The organism is Gramella sp. MAR_2010_147, assembly GCF_900105135.1.
Taxonomy (GTDB): domain Bacteria; phylum Bacteroidota; class Bacteroidia; order Flavobacteriales; family Flavobacteriaceae; genus Christiangramia.
Window position 1 is genome coordinate 1,732,510 of sequence record NZ_LT629741.1, and the last position, 17,485, is coordinate 1,749,994.

The 17,485-nt window shown below is 37.6% G+C and carries 17 protein-coding genes; 8 read left to right on the forward strand and 9 right to left on the reverse strand.

The genetic code is table 11. The features are described 5' to 3' along the window. Positions 1-25: 25 nt before the first annotated feature. The 8 genes from clpX to BLT95_RS07875 all read right to left on the reverse strand — a co-directional run bounded on the left by clpX (position 26) and on the right by BLT95_RS07875 (position 8,334). Positions 26-1,258: an ATP-dependent Clp protease ATP-binding subunit ClpX gene (clpX, locus tag BLT95_RS07840; protein ID WP_089665551.1), complete on the reverse strand. Its 1,233-nt coding sequence runs from the start codon at positions 1,256-1,258 to the stop codon at positions 26-28. A 47-nt stretch (positions 1,259-1,305) separates the two neighbouring features. Continuing rightward, entirely contained in the window at positions 1,306-1,983 is a 678-nt protein-coding gene (gene clpP, locus BLT95_RS07845) for an ATP-dependent Clp endopeptidase proteolytic subunit ClpP (RefSeq protein ID WP_089666877.1), read from the reverse strand. 108 nt (positions 1,984-2,091) lie between these two features. Next, on the reverse strand, positions 2,092-3,414 hold the full coding sequence (gene tig, locus BLT95_RS07850; RefSeq protein ID WP_089665552.1) for a trigger factor: 1,323 nt from the start codon (positions 3,412-3,414) through the stop codon (positions 2,092-2,094). An 85-nt stretch (positions 3,415-3,499) separates the two neighbouring features. Continuing rightward, positions 3,500-3,841 carry a phage holin family protein gene (locus tag BLT95_RS07855; RefSeq protein ID WP_089665553.1) on the reverse strand — a complete coding sequence of 114 codons (342 nt, stop codon included), beginning with the start codon at positions 3,839-3,841 and terminating at the stop codon, positions 3,500-3,502. Positions 3,842-3,928: 87 nt separating this feature from the next. Further along, entirely contained in the window at positions 3,929-5,479 is a 1,551-nt protein-coding gene (locus tag BLT95_RS07860; protein ID WP_089665554.1) for a G-D-S-L family lipolytic protein, read from the reverse strand. 7 nt (positions 5,480-5,486) lie between these two features. Further along, positions 5,487-6,737, reverse strand: coding sequence for an outer membrane protein transport protein (locus BLT95_RS07865; RefSeq protein ID WP_089665555.1), 1,251 nt, complete (start codon positions 6,735-6,737; stop codon positions 5,487-5,489). A 121-nt stretch (positions 6,738-6,858) separates the two neighbouring features. Next, a complete protein-coding gene (locus tag BLT95_RS07870) occupies positions 6,859-7,620 on the reverse strand; it encodes an alpha/beta fold hydrolase (protein WP_089665556.1) in 762 nt (253 codons plus the stop codon). Continuing rightward, complete coding sequence (locus tag BLT95_RS07875) at positions 7,621-8,334, reverse strand: pyridoxine 5'-phosphate synthase (RefSeq protein ID WP_089665557.1); 714 nt, start codon at positions 8,332-8,334, stop codon at positions 7,621-7,623. It lies immediately after the preceding gene. A gap of 90 nt (positions 8,335-8,424) precedes the next feature. Here BLT95_RS07875 and BLT95_RS07880 point away from each other — a divergent pair, with 90 nt between their 5' ends. The 8 genes from BLT95_RS07880 to murI all read left to right on the forward strand — a co-directional run bounded on the left by BLT95_RS07880 (position 8,425) and on the right by murI (position 16,393). Further along, on the forward strand, positions 8,425-9,081 hold the full coding sequence (locus BLT95_RS07880; RefSeq protein ID WP_089665558.1) for an acetoin utilization protein acuB: 657 nt from the start codon (positions 8,425-8,427) through the stop codon (positions 9,079-9,081). A 3-nt stretch (positions 9,082-9,084) separates the two neighbouring features. Further along, positions 9,085-9,969 (forward strand): NAD kinase, encoded by an 885-nt coding sequence (locus BLT95_RS07885; RefSeq protein WP_089665559.1) that lies wholly within the window; start codon positions 9,085-9,087, stop codon positions 9,967-9,969. 100 nt (positions 9,970-10,069) lie between these two features. Beyond that, positions 10,070-10,771: a DUF6089 family protein gene (locus BLT95_RS07890; protein ID WP_089665560.1), complete on the forward strand. Its 702-nt coding sequence runs from the start codon at positions 10,070-10,072 to the stop codon at positions 10,769-10,771. After that, on the forward strand, positions 10,772-11,512 hold the full coding sequence (locus BLT95_RS07895) for an isoprenyl transferase (protein WP_089665561.1): 741 nt from the start codon (positions 10,772-10,774) through the stop codon (positions 11,510-11,512). 7 nt (positions 11,513-11,519) lie between these two features. Next, positions 11,520-14,141, forward strand: a complete 2,622-nt coding sequence (gene bamA / locus BLT95_RS07900; protein WP_231896343.1) for an outer membrane protein assembly factor BamA — start codon at positions 11,520-11,522, stop codon at positions 14,139-14,141. A 31-nt stretch (positions 14,142-14,172) separates the two neighbouring features. Continuing rightward, positions 14,173-14,982 (forward strand): OmpH family outer membrane protein, encoded by an 810-nt coding sequence (locus tag BLT95_RS07905; RefSeq protein WP_089665563.1) that lies wholly within the window; start codon positions 14,173-14,175, stop codon positions 14,980-14,982. Between the two features lie 35 nt (positions 14,983-15,017). Continuing rightward, positions 15,018-15,527 (forward strand): OmpH family outer membrane protein, encoded by a 510-nt coding sequence (locus BLT95_RS07910; RefSeq protein ID WP_089665564.1) that lies wholly within the window; start codon positions 15,018-15,020, stop codon positions 15,525-15,527. Between the two features lie 71 nt (positions 15,528-15,598). Beyond that, complete coding sequence (gene murI, locus BLT95_RS07915; RefSeq protein WP_089665565.1) at positions 15,599-16,393, forward strand: glutamate racemase; 795 nt, start codon at positions 15,599-15,601, stop codon at positions 16,391-16,393. A 3-nt stretch (positions 16,394-16,396) separates the two neighbouring features. Here the strand turns inward: murI and BLT95_RS07920 are convergent, their stop codons facing one another. Beyond that, on the reverse strand, positions 16,397-17,446 hold the full coding sequence (locus tag BLT95_RS07920) for a type IX secretion system membrane protein PorP/SprF (RefSeq protein WP_089665566.1): 1,050 nt from the start codon (positions 17,444-17,446) through the stop codon (positions 16,397-16,399). Between the last annotated feature and the right edge of the window lie 39 nt (positions 17,447-17,485).

A 17,485-nucleotide genomic window follows, 5' to 3' on the forward strand; every position in this document is an offset into this window, starting at 1 on the left:
CAATTACTGTAACACTACTAAAAGCTTAAGAAACTGCTTTTAGCTTACTCATTGTTGACTTATTAAGTTTATCATCTGCATATTCACGGGTCACCGTGAAATGGTTTTCATCGCTTTCAGGAAGTTCAAACATCGCATCTGTTAATATGGCTTCACATAGCGATCTTAATCCACGGGCACCAAGCTTATATTCTACCGCCTTATTAACTATATAATCTAAAGCATCATCGGTAATATCAAACTCGATATCATCCATTTCAAAGAGCTTCTTATATTGTTTAATAATCGCATTTTTAGGTTCTGTAAGAATAGCTCTCAGAGTTTTTCTATCCAGCGGATTCATAAAAGTTAAAGCGGGTAAACGACCAATGATCTCCGGAATTAAACCAAATTCTTTCAAATCTTTTGGAATGATATACTTTAAAAGATTTGTACGCTCAATAGCATCTTCACTTTTCGAAGCGCTAAAGCCAACGGCCTGCATATTCAATCGCTTACTGATAATTCTTTCAATTCCATCAAAAGCTCCACCAGCGATAAAGAGAATATTTTCAGTATTTACCTCAATAAATTTCTGATCAGGGTGCTTACGACCTCCTTTTGGCGGCACATTCACACTAGTACCTTCCAGCAATTTCAATAAAGCCTGCTGAACACCTTCCCCGGAAACATCACGAGTTATGGAAGGATTATCACTTTTACGAGCGATTTTATCTATCTCGTCAATAAAAACGATTCCTCGTTGTGCTTTTTCAGTGTTATAATCGGCTGCCTGAAGAAGTCGTGTCAGGATTCCTTCCACATCTTCTCCGACATATCCCGCTTCAGTTAATACTGTAGCATCTACTATTGCCAGCGGAACGTTTAACATCTTAGCGATCGTTCTAGCCATTAAGGTTTTACCGGTTCCGGTTTCACCAACCATTACGATATTACTTTTTTGAATCTCTACATCGTCTTCACTTTCCGGTTGCAACAATCTTTTATAGTGATTATAAACAGCCACCGACATCACTTTCTTGGTCTCTTCCTGACCAATAATGTATTCATCCAAAAATGACTTGATCTTTTTTGGCTTACTAAGCATTAAGTCTGAAGAAAGCTCACGAGCTTCTCCCTGCTTGGATTCTTCCACAACAATTCCATGAGCCTGTTCAATACAGCGATCACAAATATGAGCATCTAAACCAGCTATTAGCAGGTTTGTTTCGGGCTTTTTTCTACCACAAAAGGAACATTCTAGATCTTCTTTCGCCATCATTTAAATTTTCGGGGGTAATTACTTCATTCCAAGTAATGTACAATTTATCCTTCTCTTTTTAAAATTTCGTCTATCATACCATATTCTTTAGCCTTTTCAGCTTTCATCCAGTAATCACGATCACTATCCTCATGAACTTTCTCATAAGTTTGCCCTGAATGTTTGGCGATGATTTTATATAATTCTTCTTTTAAAGTAACAATCTCTCTTGCTGTGATCTCAATATCACTTGCCTGCCCTTGTGCACCACCCATTGGCTGGTGAATCATCACACGACTATGTGGCAAACCACTACGTTTACCTGCTTCCCCCGCACAAAGTAAAACTGCTCCCATAGAAGCTGCCATTCCTGTACAGATAGTCGCAACATCAGGCTTTATGAACTGCATGGTATCATAAATACCAAGACCTGCATAAACGCTACCACCTGGAGAGTTAATATAAATTTGAATATCCTTGGAAGCATCGGTACTTTCTAAGAACAATAACTGCGCTTGCACAATGTTCGCAACCTGCTCATTGATCCCGGTGCCCAGGAAGATGATCCTGTCCATCATCAATCTTGAAAAAACGTCCATAGCTACAGCATTCATCTGGCGTTCTTCAATAATATTTGGAGTCATGCCCTGAGGTAGCATACTACTCACTACTTTATCGTAATAGTTGCTGTTTATATTATGATCTGAGACAGCATATTTTCGAAATTCCTTTCCGTAGTCCATCAATTTTTTTGTTTTTCTAATCTTAATCAATTAACCGGTAAAAACCAAAAAAGGCGTTACCCCGGTTGAGTTAACGCCCTAAAGATAATTAATATATCGTAAAAAGGCTTACTTATAAATAGCTTTCACAAATTCTTCGTAAGTAACTTCCTTTTCATCAAATTTCATATTCTCCTTATAAAATTCAAGAAGTTTTTCATTCATTAACTGCTCAGAAAGTCTTTTTACCTCGTCCTGATTTGATAGGATTCTCGCAGCGATATCATCAAGTTCCTTTTGAGAAGGATCCATCTGGCCAAATTGCGCCATTTGCTGCTTGATCTTTTCCGAAGCAAAAGCTTTAAGATCGTTAAAATCTACATTCAGGTTATTTTCATTTACAACCTTACCTTCGATTAACTGATACCTCAGTCCTTTTTCGCTCTTTTCGTATTCTTCTTTAGCTTCTTCTTCTGTCAACGGTTTTTCACCTACTGTCTGGATCCATTTTTGAAGGAATTCTTTAGGTAATTCAAAATCTGTCGCTTCAATAAGTGCTTCAGTAATATCATTCATTAACTGCTGATCACTTTGCTGCTCAAATTGCTTTGCCGCATCTTCTTTGATCTTTTCTTTAAGCTCAGTTACCGACTTCACTTTGCCTTCTCCAAAAAGCTTATCAAATAATTCCTGATCAAGATCTGCAAGTTCTCTTTCATTGATCTCAGAAATAGTGAATTCCACTTCAATATCAAGATCGTGGGATTTATCGTGCTCAATGTTTAAATGATTCACTAGCGCGTGATCGTCTTCAAATAAACTTTTGGTTTTTAAAGTGATCACATCACCAACTTTAGCACCTACAAACTTATTAAGGTTGCGTTTTCCCTTGATATTTTCAAGTTCGATGGTTGTTTCATTTTCAATACTTTCTTCTTCATTCTTAAAAGTTCCCGCAACAGTATCGACTTCAGCAACCTCTTCTTTGGTCTTTAGCTTACCATACTGCTTCTGAATACTTTCAATTTGATCGTTCACCATTTTCTCATCGGCAACGATGTTATATTTAGTCACTGGCTTCTTAAGATCCAGATTTACCTCAAATTCAGGTGCAATTCCTAATTCAAATTCGAAACTATATTCTTCTTTTTCCCAATCAAAATTTTCCTGTTCTTTAGGAAGTGGATTTCCCAGAACGTCCAGTTTTTCTTCTGTAAGGTATTTGTTAAGACTTTCCTGAAGCAATTTATTTACCTCATCTACCAATACAGCCTGACCATATTGTTTCTTAACCATCCCCATAGGCACATGACCTTTTCTAAACCCGGGAATATTGGCATTCTTACGGTAATCTTTTAAAATCTTCTCTACTTTACCGGCATAATCTTCTTTAGCGATATCAACTTTAACTACCGCATTTAATTCATCAATATTCTCTCTGGTAATATTCATTTTGATCTATTATAAAAATTGGAGTGCAAAATTACATTTTTTATTAAAGTCTACAAAGTTTCAAAATGTTGAAATTCAGTTAAATCTAATCTGATTTTAAAATAGAGAAAAGTATAGATTGTATCAGCGACAGTAATAAACTAAAAATAATGGCAATAAACCAGCCATCTACATCAAACCCGCTTACAAAACCATCAGCCAGGAAAATAATGATAGCATTAATTACCAACAAGAATAGCCCTAAGGTAAGAACCGTAACAGGGAGCGTTAAAAGCACCAATATCGGTTTTACTATAAAGTTTAAAAGAGCCAGAACGATCGCCACAATTATGGCGGTTAAATAGCCATCTACGCTTACCCCTGGAAGAAGCTTGGCCAGGATCACTACTGCGAGTGCAGTTAGCAACAATCTAAGTATAAAATTCATGATTTTTAATATTGGTTATGAGTAAAGTTGCAAAAAAAAGGTCGGGAATTTCCCGACCTTTTTAAATTTTATAGCAATTTTAATATATTACTGCACTTCATTATTTAAGGTAATCGTACCATAACTTCCAACATCCACCGCAGGAACATCAGCACCATAGGTGGTATTAATTCTTTTAATAATCTCGTTAGCAATGACCGCATAACCACGAGGAGTTAAGTGCACGCCATCTAATGAGAAAGCACCTCCCGAAACAAAAGTTGAAGAAATTGGCACTCCTTCATAAACAAGACCCCCATCAGAATCAATTAGACCTAATAAGGAATTCGCATCCACATAAGCCAGTGAATATTGCTGAGCTATAGAATTTATAGCCGCATTGTATCTCTGGGTCACTTCAGAAATCAAAGTTTGTTCAGTAGAAGTTAACACATGCTGATCACCTAGCGGAACAGAAACACCATTAATAAGCATAGGATTATCGTTAACTGTAGTTCCAATGAATGATGACGAAGTAAGTGGTATAAGATCTGAAGGAGTAGTCTGTCTTAGTTGTCCCAGCAAACCGGCGGTTTGAGGATCCAGGTTAAACGGAGGCTGTTGTAAAATCCCAGATACATTAGTTAAATCTTCATCAACAAGAGTTACAAAGTTCTGTGGGCCTTCAGCAAAAGTGATCTTTCTGCTATTTGCTTCTTCCGGAGTTATTACTCCCGCCTGAGCCAGACCAGGTAAAATTTGAGTATTATATGCACCAAACTGAGCATTTAAAGCACCAGCAGTTGCGGCATCAAGAGGAATTGGATTTACCGGAACTACCTTGAAAAATGGTATATCTGCTACATCCGGGATATTGATCAACACTCCTTCAGCTCCATTCTCACCTCCAGCCAACTCGCTTACGATAGAATTATAGACAAAAGAAAAAGCATTAGCATCTGTTATATCATTCGGCCCGTACTGAGTGAAATCTGTATTATTTTCCTGATACACCCCTACGCCACCAGAAGTAGCATAGCTTAGTACATCATTATTACCAATCCATAAAGTAAAGAAGGTTGGATCTTGAGCTAACGCATCAGCAAGTACCGTTGCATTGTCTGAAGAAGCAAATCGCGCAAAATAAGGATTCGCTGCGCCTGAAGGTACACCAGCAACATTTCCGTAACCTGGAGCAAGTAAATGATAAGATTTAGCACCCGGAACTCCCATATTATTAAAAGGACCTGCCAATTTATTAGTAATATCTGTCGTTGGAGCTGCACCTGTATACCTTGCCGGAGCAGGACTTCCATTTGCCCCTACCGCAAGAACAAACCTGTTTTCAGCAATCTGGGTTCCTCCTAAAAGAAGACCACCCGTATTATCATCTACTAAAGGCTGTGTAAAGTCATTTGTTTCCTGGGTTAGCGCAAATTTACTTGCAAGAATATTAGGATATGAGTTTTGTTGCCCTGTAATATAAAGAGCTCCATCAGCATAACCGGCAGTTAAGGAATTCCCCAATGCTACATAGTTAGAAAAATCTGCTTCCCCATTACTATAAACTCCTCCGTCTTCAATTGGATTTTCTAATTCCGGCTCACAAGAAACAACTCCCAAAGCAAGAATAGCTATATATTTAAAATAGTTTTTCATCGTCAAATTATATTTTAATAGTTACACCTAAACCTGGTACAAATGCACTGGACTTGTAAGTTCCTTCAAAAGGTACATTCTGTCCGTTTTCCTGATAAAAATCATAAGACTCATCGATCTCCTTGAACTTACTATAAAGAAAAGAAGCATCAATCGCCACATTATCGGTTACATTTACTGAAAGACCTCCAGTGAAATTATTCGAGTCATTCCTTGGAGTTTCAGGAGCGAAGTACCCTGATTGTACTGGTGATTCATCAAAATAATATCCAGCTCTTAGCGTAAACATATCGTTTGCGGTATACTGCGCCCCAAATCTATATATTGAAGAGTCCTCATAATTTCTGGGATTCACAGAATCTGGAGTTCCTTCCGCAGCAAAATCTACATCTAAAGATTCATAAACACTCCAGAATGTACGGTTGTAATCAAAAGCAAATAACCATTTGTCATTTAATTGATACGAGGCACCTACAGTTAACTCAGCAGGAAGAGGTAGTTCCGCATCAAAAGTTGTATCAGGAAAAGAAGTTAATGGAGAGTTAGGAATATTTTCAAAATCTGCTTCCCCATCTTCAGCCTTTACAATAATTTCTGAACGATAATTCACCCCAATATTCAAACTATCTATAGGACTCCACATAGCACCAGCCGACCATCCCCAGGCACTCACTCCTGAAGCATCTACAGTAACATTAGAACGGTTTCCCTCAAGATCTGTAAGTGTTCTAGTCAGGTTTCTATTGAAGTTAACTGAACCACTTACGTAGATAGGTCCACCACCTACAGAAAGATTTTCGCTAATTTTATACGAACCTAACGCCTGCACATAAATAGCAGATAAAGAAATATCATTAATAAGATGAGACCCTGCCCAATCTTTTTCCCATTCAACTGAACTTCCATAAGGCGTATACGCAGCCAGACCCACACTAAATTTATCACTTAACTTATAAGAGAAGTAAGCATAAAAGGGAGTTCCCACAGGACTATCTGTTCTTGCCATTTGTCCAAATTCTTCATTTTGCCATACCACATCAGAGAATACAGCACTCACACCCACAGCAGCATTGATCTTGTTTTCAAGAAACACCAATCCAGCAGGATTAAAAAAGGCCAATTCTGCATTGTTAACTACAGCAACACCTGTATGCCCCATCGCCAGTCCTCGTTGACCTTGTAGACTTACCCTGTAACCACCGGCATACGTTGTAGCGCCAGCCAAAAGAAACAGGCCAAGTAAAAATAATTTTTTCATAATAAGAGTAGGATTTTATTTAACATATCTTAAAAATCTAGTTTCAAAAATAGCACAAAATAGATATTATGCAACATATTGTCACATTTTATTATGCATACATAATAAATTTAGAAAGATTTTAAACAAATCGAATTACAGCTTCATAGAAGTCCTTCATATTTTCAGCATGTACCCAATGCCCGGATTTCGCGATGGTTTCAATTTTAGCTTCAGGGAAATGTTGCCGGATCAAAGGTTCTTCTTCTTTTGTGATATAATTTGAAAGTTCTCCATTTATAAACAAAACAGGACCTTCATAAACAGCCTCCTGCGGAAGTGCTCTCCCAACCTGTTCTATATTTGCCTTTAGAACATCCAGGTTTATCCTTAATGAAAGTTTTTCTTTTGTTTTCCAGTAAAGATTTTTCAAAAGAAACAGCCTTACACCGGTTTCTGGAATATAATCTTCAAGAAAATCTTCAGCTTCTCCCCTGGAAGTTAGATTTGCCTCATCAAGTGCCGTAAGACCTTTCAATATTTGTTGATGATGAGGAGCATAATATTTAGGTGCAATATCTACCACAATGAGTTTCTTTACCATATCCTGATTTTCACAAGCCAACAACATGGCTGTTTTTCCACCCATAGAATGCCCTAGAAGCACCACCTCTCCTAAATCGTGATCATTGCAATATTCAACAACATCGTTTGCCATCAACTCGTAAGAAAACTCCTCACTATGTGGACTTTTTCCATGATTTCTCTGATCTATTAAATGAACCTGAAAACCTTCTTCTGCAAATTTCTTCCCCAGGGTTTTCCAGTTATCACTCATTCCCAGAAACCCATGGAGGATTATTAAAGGTTCACCTTCTCCTAATATTAATGAATGTAATTTCATTTATTTTAACAGGTTTAAATATTGTTGAATCGTTTTCTCCAGACCAAGATAAAGCGCTTCCGAAATCAGAGCATGCCCTATGGAAACCTCAGCGAGATGAGGCACATTTTCTTTAAAGAATTTGATATTTTTCAATGAAAGGTCATGTCCTGCATTAATTCCCAGCCCAAGTGTATGAGCGAGCTTAGCACAATCAGTATAGGATTGCGCGGCATTTTCATTTCCATTTGCGTATTCTACCGCAAAACTTTCAGTATATAGTTCGATCCTATCGGTACCGGTTTTAGCCGCTCCCTCGATGATATTCTTATCTGGATCTACAAAGATAGATGTTCTTATTCCGTTGTTCTTAAACTCAGAAATTACCTCTCTTAAATAATCCTTATATTTTATGGTATCCCAACCCGCATTGGAGGTGATGGCATCTTCAGCATCCGGAACCAGCGTAACCTGAGCGGGCTTAACTTCTAACACCAGATCTATAAATTGCTGAATAGGTTTTCCTTCAATATTAAATTCTGTTGTAAGTATTGGTTTTAACTCACGCGCATCTGCATATCGTATATGTCTTTCATCTGGTCGTGGATGCACCGTGATCCCTTCAGCTCCAAAAGCCTCAATATTTTTAGCGGCTTCAATCACATTGGGAACATCCCCACCACGCGCATTTCTTAAAGTTGCGATCTTATTTATATTTACGCTTAATTTCGTCATTAGTGCTTCATTTTATTAACAAAAATACAAAGTGCAGTCTGCTTCAATGAATTTTATTTTGATTAATTTGCATTAAAGGAATAGATAACAATGAGTTTGAAAGAGTATATATTGAATGATGTAGAGATTATTAATCTTTCTGAAAAAGTTGGGGAAGTCCAAAAATTTTTCAATCAATTAACCTTTACGCATCTGCCCGTGGAAAACGACGGAGTTTATATTGGATGTATTTCAGAAAACGATGTGCGATGTTTTGAAAATGGCAAAACACTGGAAGATTATAGATATGCCCTTGAGGGATTTTATGTAACCGAAAGTAATTACTGGCTGGATAGCCTGGAGGCTTTTGCCCAGAACAATTCTAATATTCTTCCGGTTCTGGATGACGATAATTTATATGTGGGATATGTTGAATTAAACGAGATGATATCCCTTTTTAAGGAAACCCCTTTTTTACACGAACCAGGAAATATTCTGGTTATAGAAAAAGCCTTTAAAGATTATACTTTTGGAGAAGTTAGCCAGATTGTAGAATCTAATAACGCACATCTTTTAGGCGCTTTTGTATCGAAGATTGAAAATGATATGGCAGAGATCACCTTAAAAATAACCCCTTCTGGCATGAATGAGATCATACAGGCATTTAGGAGATATGGATATATCATCATCTCGGAACACCAGGAGGATACATTTAATAAGAACCTGAAGGATCGCTCGAAATATCTCGACAAATACCTGAATATTTAATTTATGAAAATAGGCATTTACGGTCAGTTTTACCACACCAATGCAGCTCAGTATATCGGTCAGCTTCTTGAATTGCTAGACCAGAAAAACATAGAAGTATTTATTGAGGAAGACTTTCTTAAACTTATTCACAGCAACAACAACATTGAAAAAGATTACAAGCATTTTAGCGCCTTTGAGGAGCTGGATAATTCTTTTGATCTGTTTTTTTGCATTGGCGGGGACGGGACGATCTTAAAATCTATCAATTACATTAGAAACCTAAACATTCCAATTGTCGGGATCAACACCGGGAGATTAGGCTTTCTTGCTACTATTCAAAAAGAACAAATTGAAAGCACGCTGGTGGACATACTTGAAAAGAAATTCAGTCTTTCTCCCAGGTCTGTTTTAACTATAGAAACAAATCCAAAAAGTTATGATCCTGTATTTTCTCATATTGCTTTGAATGAAATTGCAGTAAGCAGAAAAAACACCACTTCCATGATCACCGTAGACACCTGGCTGGATGACCAGTACCTCACCTCGTATTGGGCAGACGGATTAATAATCTCAACTCCCACAGGTTCTACAGGTTACTCCCTAAGTTGCGGCGGACCGGTTATCACACCAGATGCAGATTCCCTGGTGATCACACCCATTGCACCGCATAACCTGAACGCACGACCTCTGGTTATAAAAGATCACACCAGTATAAAATTAAAAGTTTCAGGAAGAGGAAAAGAACATTTGGTTTCTATGGATTCTCGAATTGCCACTCTTGAAAATGACACTGAGATCATTATTAAAAAAGCACCCTACACCATAAATTTCGTAGAATTACAGGGAGACAGCTTTCTTAACACCCTTAGAAAAAAACTTCTATGGGGAGAAGACAAGCGTAATTAAGCAATAAAACTTTCCAAAAACTGTTTATACGTATGTACAAATCTGCTCAAATTATTGCAGAGCAACCAGAATTGTTATATTTGCAAACTTTTGAAAACCTATGAGGCACCTAATTGCTTTTGTATTAATGGCATTTTTAACAACCAGTTCACATTCTCAACAAATTGAGGTTGGAGCTTTTGCCGGCGGTGCAAATTTCATTGGAGATGTTGGAAAAACCAACTATATCCTGCCAAACACACCAGTTGGAGGTTTAATTGCAAAATGGAATAGAAGTCCCCGACATGCATTGAGGCTTAGTTTGCTATATGCTAAAATTGCAGCAGATGATGAAAAATCTGCTGATACCAGAAGACAGCAACGTGGCTATTCTTTTGAAAATACCATTGCTGAGGCTTCTTTGGGATTAGAATTTAATTTTTTTGAATTTGATCTTACCAATCCGTTGCCCCAAAGCACCCCATATTTATATACGGGTATCACCTATTTCAGGGCAGATCATATTTATCTTGAAAATGGCAGGGCAAACAATCTGGTAAATCAAAATGGGGCAAACTGGGAGTTTGCGATCCCGATGGTAATGGGTTATAAAGAAGCTGTAACAGAGCATATTATTGGTGCTATTGAAATTGGCGCCAGGTATACCCTCACAGATAATTTAGACGGAAGCTGGCCTGAGGAGTACCTTGGAAGAAGAGAGCCAGCTGCCGAATTTGGAAATAGAAATACAAACGACTGGTATGTTTTTACCGGTATAACATTCACTTTTACTTTTGGGCGAAAGCCATGTTATTGCTTTTAGATGAATTATAAAGACAATTTAAACCTTGATAAATTACCCAAACACATAGCCATTATTATGGATGGTAATGGGCGTTGGGCTAAGCAAAAAGGTTTCCTTAGGGCTTCCGGTCATAAAGAAGGCACAAAAGCTGTAAGGGATGTTGTTGAAGGTTGTGCTGAAATTGGAGTGAAAAATCTTACACTCTATGCCTTTTCTACAGAGAACTGGAACAGACCAAAATTAGAGGTTGATACTTTGATGAAGCTCCTGGTTTCTTCCCTGAAGAAAGAGATCAAGACTCTTAAAGATAACAACATAAAACTCAATTGCATAGGTAACATCTCCAGCCTCCCGAAGAAAGCCAGAAACGAATTGCTTGATGTAATTGAAAAAACATCAGGCAACACACAAATGACTTTAACCCTTGCTTTAAGTTATGGAAGCCGTGAAGAAATAACCAATTGTATTAAGCAAATTGCAACGAAGGTTAAAAGTGAAGAATTATCTGAAGATGCTATTGATGAATCGGTTATAAATGAGCATCTTTACACCCAAAATTTACCAGATGTGGATCTTTTAATTCGCACCAGTGGTGAACAGCGTATAAGCAACTTCCTTTTATGGCAGATTGCTTATGCCGAATTGTATTTTACGAAAATCTTATGGCCAGATTACCGAAGGGAAGATCTTTTTGAAGCCATATACAACTATCAAAATAGAGAACGAAGATTTGGAAAAACAAGTGAGCAACTCAGTTAGTGCATTCATGACGAAGAAGATATTTACACTTTTTGCATTATTTTTCATATTCAGCATAGCTGCCAAAGCACAGGACCTACCCCTTGGAGATTCAAAAAAATATACCATTGGAGATATTAAGGTTACCGGTACTACTACCTATAATGAAAAAACGGTAATAGCATACACAGGTTTAAAAGAAGGAGAAGAAATATTTATTCCAGGTGAAAAATTACGTGATGTAATTAATAAACTATGGAAGCTTGATCTATTTAGCGACATTAATTTCTATATCACCAATGTGGAAGGCAATGTTGCAGATCTTGAACTTGAGATCAAGGAAGTACCTGTTTTAAACCAGGTTAAATTCAGTGGGATCAAGAAAAAAAGCGACAGGGAAGATCTTGTTGACGAAAACGATCTTAAACCTGGAGTAAAAGTAACAGAAAACCTTATTACCACTACTCAAAATTATATTCAGAATAAATATAAAAAAGAGGGTTATTTCAACACCCAAGTAGATATTAGAACCTCTGAAGTAGTAGACACGACCAACAGCAATAAGGTAAATATGGTGGTGGATATAGAGCAGGGTGATCGCGTTAAAATTTCAGATATAGAATTTCTGGGGAACGAAAAACTTTCTGATGCCAAGTTAAAACGTAACATGAAGAACACGAAGCAAAAGAATCTTATCAGGTTCTGGAAGCGTTCTAAATTTGTAAGAGCCGATTATCAGGAAGATAAAGCTTCGATAATTGATAAGTATAAAGCACTTGGATATAGAGACGCAAGGATCACTTCAGATACACTAATAAAGATAGATGAGGAAGATATCGCGTTAAAATTAGAACTGGAAGAAGGAAACCAGTATTATATTGGAAATATAGATTACCTTGGTAATGCAGCCTATACCGATGAACAGCTTGGAAGAGTGCTTGGACTCAAAAAAGGTGACATCTATAATGGAGTACTTATTGATGAGAGAATTCAGGGCAGAGAACCTAACAAAACATCTGTAGCCAACCTTTATCAAAACAATGGATATCTTTTCTCTAATATCGATCTTGTTGAAACCAACGTATATAATGACACGATAGATTTTGAGGTAAGAATTGTAGAAGGAAAAGAGGCATATTTCGATGAAATAAGAGTAACCGGGAATGACAAGACCAAAGATCACGTGATCTACCGTGAAATGCGAACCAAACCGGGGCAAAAATACAGTCAGGAAGCTGTGGTAGCTACCGTACGTGAATTAGGTGCGCTAGGCTTCTTTGATGCTGAGCAATTAAATCCTGAATTTGTAGAACCAGATCCAAGAGAAGGAACTTTAAGCCTGGAGTATCAGGTTGTTGAAGCTGGAGCCAGCCAGATTGAACTTCAGGGAGGTTATGGTGGCGGAGGTTTCATTGGAACCCTGGGACTATCGTTTAACAACTTCTCTATACAGGGACTTTTTGATAAGGACGCATACGATCCTATTCCAATGGGAGACGGGCAAACCCTATCTTTAAGAGCACAGGCAAGTACTTTTTATCAAACCTACAGCCTTTCCTTTAGAGAGCCATGGTTAGGGGGTAAAAGACCGGTAAGTTTATCTACATCTTTTAGCTACACAAGGCAGTTTTTATATGATTATATAAATAGAGAAGCCGATAGATCCAGAAGCTTTGATATTCTTGGGGTGAGCATAGGACTTGCAAAAAGATTAAAAGCTCCAGATCAATACGCCACTATTTCTAATGTAGTTGGTTTCCAGAGATACGATCTAAACAATTACAATACCGGATTATTTACTTTTGGTAACGGACATTCAAATAATCTTTATTACCAGCTAGGAATCACCAGAGACAATACCAGGGTAAATCCAATTTTCCCTACCGGAGGTTCTAAATTTGCCTTTACAGCAAAATTAACCCCTCCCTACTCTCTATGGAATGGAGTTGATTATGGAAACCTGGAAAATCTGGATGAATTTCAGTTAAGAGACGATAATGGTAATTTAATCGATGAACTTGGAAATAGAGTTACTCCGGAAAATTCTGTAGCCGACCAGCAAAAAGTAGATCAAAAGAAATACAACTGGCTGGAATTCTATAAGATTAAGTTAAACGGTGACTGGTATGAAACCCTGGCTAGCTTTGGACCAAGTAGCAACCTGGTACTAAGAACGCATGCAGAATTTGGTTTCCTGGGAGCCTATAATAATGAAAGAGGTGTGCCTCCATTTGAACGTTTTTATCTTGGAGGTGATGGACTTGGTGCCTATAGCCTGGACGGTAGAGAGACCATTCAGCTAAGAGGTTACCCAAACCAATCTGTAGTTCCAATAGACAGGCCTGTAAATGAAAGAGATGATGGAGCGGTGATCTATAATAAATATTCTTTAGAACTGCGTTTCCCAATCACTCTTAAACCGGCAGCATCTATTTATGCTCTTTCATTTTTAGAGGCAGGAGCCACTTATGACAATTTTAGAGACTATAATCCGTTTCAGTTAAATAGATCTGCAGGTGTTGGTCTTAGAATTTTTATGCCAACCTTCGGATTATTAGGTATTGACTTTGGATATGGTTTTGACGAAGTTGTTGGTCAACCAGGTCCTAATGGATGGGAAACACACTTTATCATAGGCCAACAATTTTAATTTGGCACGATATTTTCTATATTCGATCTAAATGAAAAAAAGAATATTCTCCATAGTAGCGATTACCGTATTTAGCATTTCAACGCTAATGGCTCAAAAAACCATTAGGCTTGGCTATATAGATATGGAATATATTCTTGAAAATGTTCCGGAATATCAGGAAGCAACCAGGCAACTTGATAATCGCGTTCAGGAATGGAAGGTTGAAGCCGAAGCAAAAATACAGAAGGTAGAAGACATGAAATCCAGGCTGGATAATGAAAGAGCGCTTTTAACCAAAGAGCTTATTGAAGAGCGGGAAGGCGAGATTGCCTACATGGAACAACAGGCTTTAGAATATCAGCAAAATAGATTTGGCCCAAATGGTGATTATATGATTCAAAAAAAGCAATTGGTAAGACCAATTCAGGATCAGGTTTTCACGGCTGTTCAGCAAATTGCAGAAAATAGAAATTTAGACTTTGTTTTTGATCGTACTGCAGATATTGGAATGATATATGCAGACCAGCAATTCGATGTGAGCGAGACAGTTCTTAGAACCATTAAAAGAACAGCTAATCGTGAACAACTGGAAAATAAAGATGAAATTGAAGCATTCGAGAAAGCTGAAAACCGAACTGTTGAACAGGATAAAGAGATCACAGAAAGGGAGGAATTGGCTGAAGAACGCAAGTCTGAGCGTGAGACAATATTAGAACAGAAAAAGAGGGAAAGAGACTCTCTAAAAGCTGCAAGGCAAAAAGAGTTTGAAGATAGAAGAGCAAAAATTCTTGCAGAGAGAGAAAGAAAGAGAGATTCTATTTTAAAATCCCGGGAGAAAAAGAACGATACGATAAACTAAATTTTAAACCTTAATTAAACTTAACGAAGATTACAATGAAACAATTCAGAACACTTTTTATAGCTTTAGCTTTAATGATTGGCGCTACTGCTTTTACAAACGCACAGTCTAAGGTTGCACATGTCGCTACTCAAGATCTAGTACAATCTTTGCCTGAGTATAAAGGCGCTATGGATCAGCTTCAAAAGCTTGAGAAGACTTATGATGCAGAGATAAAAGATATGCTATCTGAGGCTCAGAGCACTATGCAACGTTACGAGGCAGAGGCAAATACGAAGTCTGAAGAAGAGAACCAAAAGAGAGCTACAGAACTTCAAGCTGCTCAAAGAAGAATTCAGGAGCACAGTTCTAAAGCCAGACAGGATCTTCAGAAAAAAGAAACTGATCTACTTAGACCTATTCTTGAGAAAGTACGTACTGCGATCCAAAAAGTAGCCAGAGCTAAAGGATACGATTACGTATTAGACTCTACTACAGGAACAGGAGTACTTCTTGCTGACGGTTATGATCTAATGCCAGATGTAAAAAAAGAATTAGGCCTGTAATTTCAGCCTTTTACAAATAAAATTAAAAAACTGCGTACAGACTTGTACGCAGTTTTTATTTTTGTAGTTATATGAACGATTCCAGGCCCATTGGTATTTTTGATTCAGGTGTAGGAGGCACCTCCATCTGGAAAGAGATTCATCATCTTTTGCCTTTAGAAAAAACCATTTACCTATCTGATAGCAGGAATGCTCCCTACGGAATAAAAACCCAGGAAAAGATCATTCAATTATCCATAAAGAACACTGAAAAACTTCTGGAAATGAATTGCAAGCTCATTGTAGTAGCCTGCAATACAGCTACCACAAACGCCATTAAAGTACTAAGATCAGCTTATAAAACACCTATTATTGGCATTGAACCTGCCATTAAACCAGCAGCCTTAAGAAGTACGAATAAAGCTATTGGCATTTTGGCTACGCGAGGCACACTTACCAGTCAGCTTTTTGCACAGACCTCAGAACTATATACCAGGGACATTAATGTAATTGAAGTGGAAGGAAACGGATTGGTGGAGCTTATAGAAAGTGGCAAAAAAGAATCAGAGGAAACCAAGAACTTACTTCGGGTATTATTGGCACCCATGATACAGGCCAAAATTGACTATTTGGTGCTCGGATGTAGCCATTATCCCTATTTAATTCCATTGCTTAAGAATCTATTACCAGAAGGAGTTCAGATTATAGATTCGGGAGAGGCGGTTGCCAGGCAAACCAAAGCTATATTAAGCAACAGCAGCCTGCTCAACAATACTGTAAAAGGAAATAATATCCCTGAATTTTATACTAATATCGACCCACAAGTGCTTTCAGATATCATTCTTGCGAAAGAGAAAGGATATAAAGTAGCTGAAATGAATTTTTAATTTTTAATTATTAATTGCCGGGCAGTTACAATTATATCGCTCCCTGCTCTCCCCAAAATTATACCCTAAAGTAATCTGGTGAAAACCACCATTACTGAGCACTATGGAATTTAGCTGGTAGCTGTAGGTATAACCAAACACAAACTTTTTATAATTCAGCCCAACAAACGGGGTGATATATCTCAATTGCTGATTATTTACCAGCTCCCCGTTTTCCGTATATTCTGCACTTTCAAAACTGTTACGGTAAGACAGACCTCCCCAAAGTTTACCATTTTCCAGTTCATAATATGCCTTCGCATTCGCATCTAAAGCCATTTCATTGGTAGCCTCCCGTGCCTGAAAAAGGATCGAAGGTTCAAAGCTCCATGGGTCATTTGGATTAAGTGAAAAAACGTAGCCTGCAGAAAACAGGTATTTTCTCATATTACTTGGCACTGCATCAGAATAAAACAGCTCCCTGTTCACCGATAAAATATTCTTTGCAGCAAAATGAAAATAGAGATTTCTCACATAATATGAGATTCCAAAATCCAGATTTGCAAAAATATCGGTATTATTCTCCCCAATTAAAGGATCAAATCTTGTAAAATCACTGGTATCTAACCTATGCTGTATGACTCCCGCACTAATTCCAAACGATAATTGATTCAGATCTAGCGTACTTCGAGAAAACATAAGATGATACGCAAAAGTAGCGTAAGCTCCCAATTTAGAATAGTTACCGTTCTCATCCCTAAAAAGAATGCCCCCTACCCCAATTTTATCATTTACACGGGAATTATAGGCAAGTGTCTGTAAGTTTGGTGCGTCCTCCACGTCAAACCATTGCTGTCTTGCGGTCAACCTTATCTTATCATAATTAGAAGCCCCCGCCATAGAGGGATGTATGAGGTATAGATTATCTGTAAGATAATCGGAATAAGTAGGAATAATTTCCTGAGCTTTTAATGCCGATATATTAAAGAATACTGTCAACACTAAAAACAAGGAATATTTCAGAATTACCAAATGCCTCCAACTGCATTTCAATATATAAGTAACGCTCCCCATAAAGGCTGTAAATATATGTATTAGTAGTTTTTCTTTAGT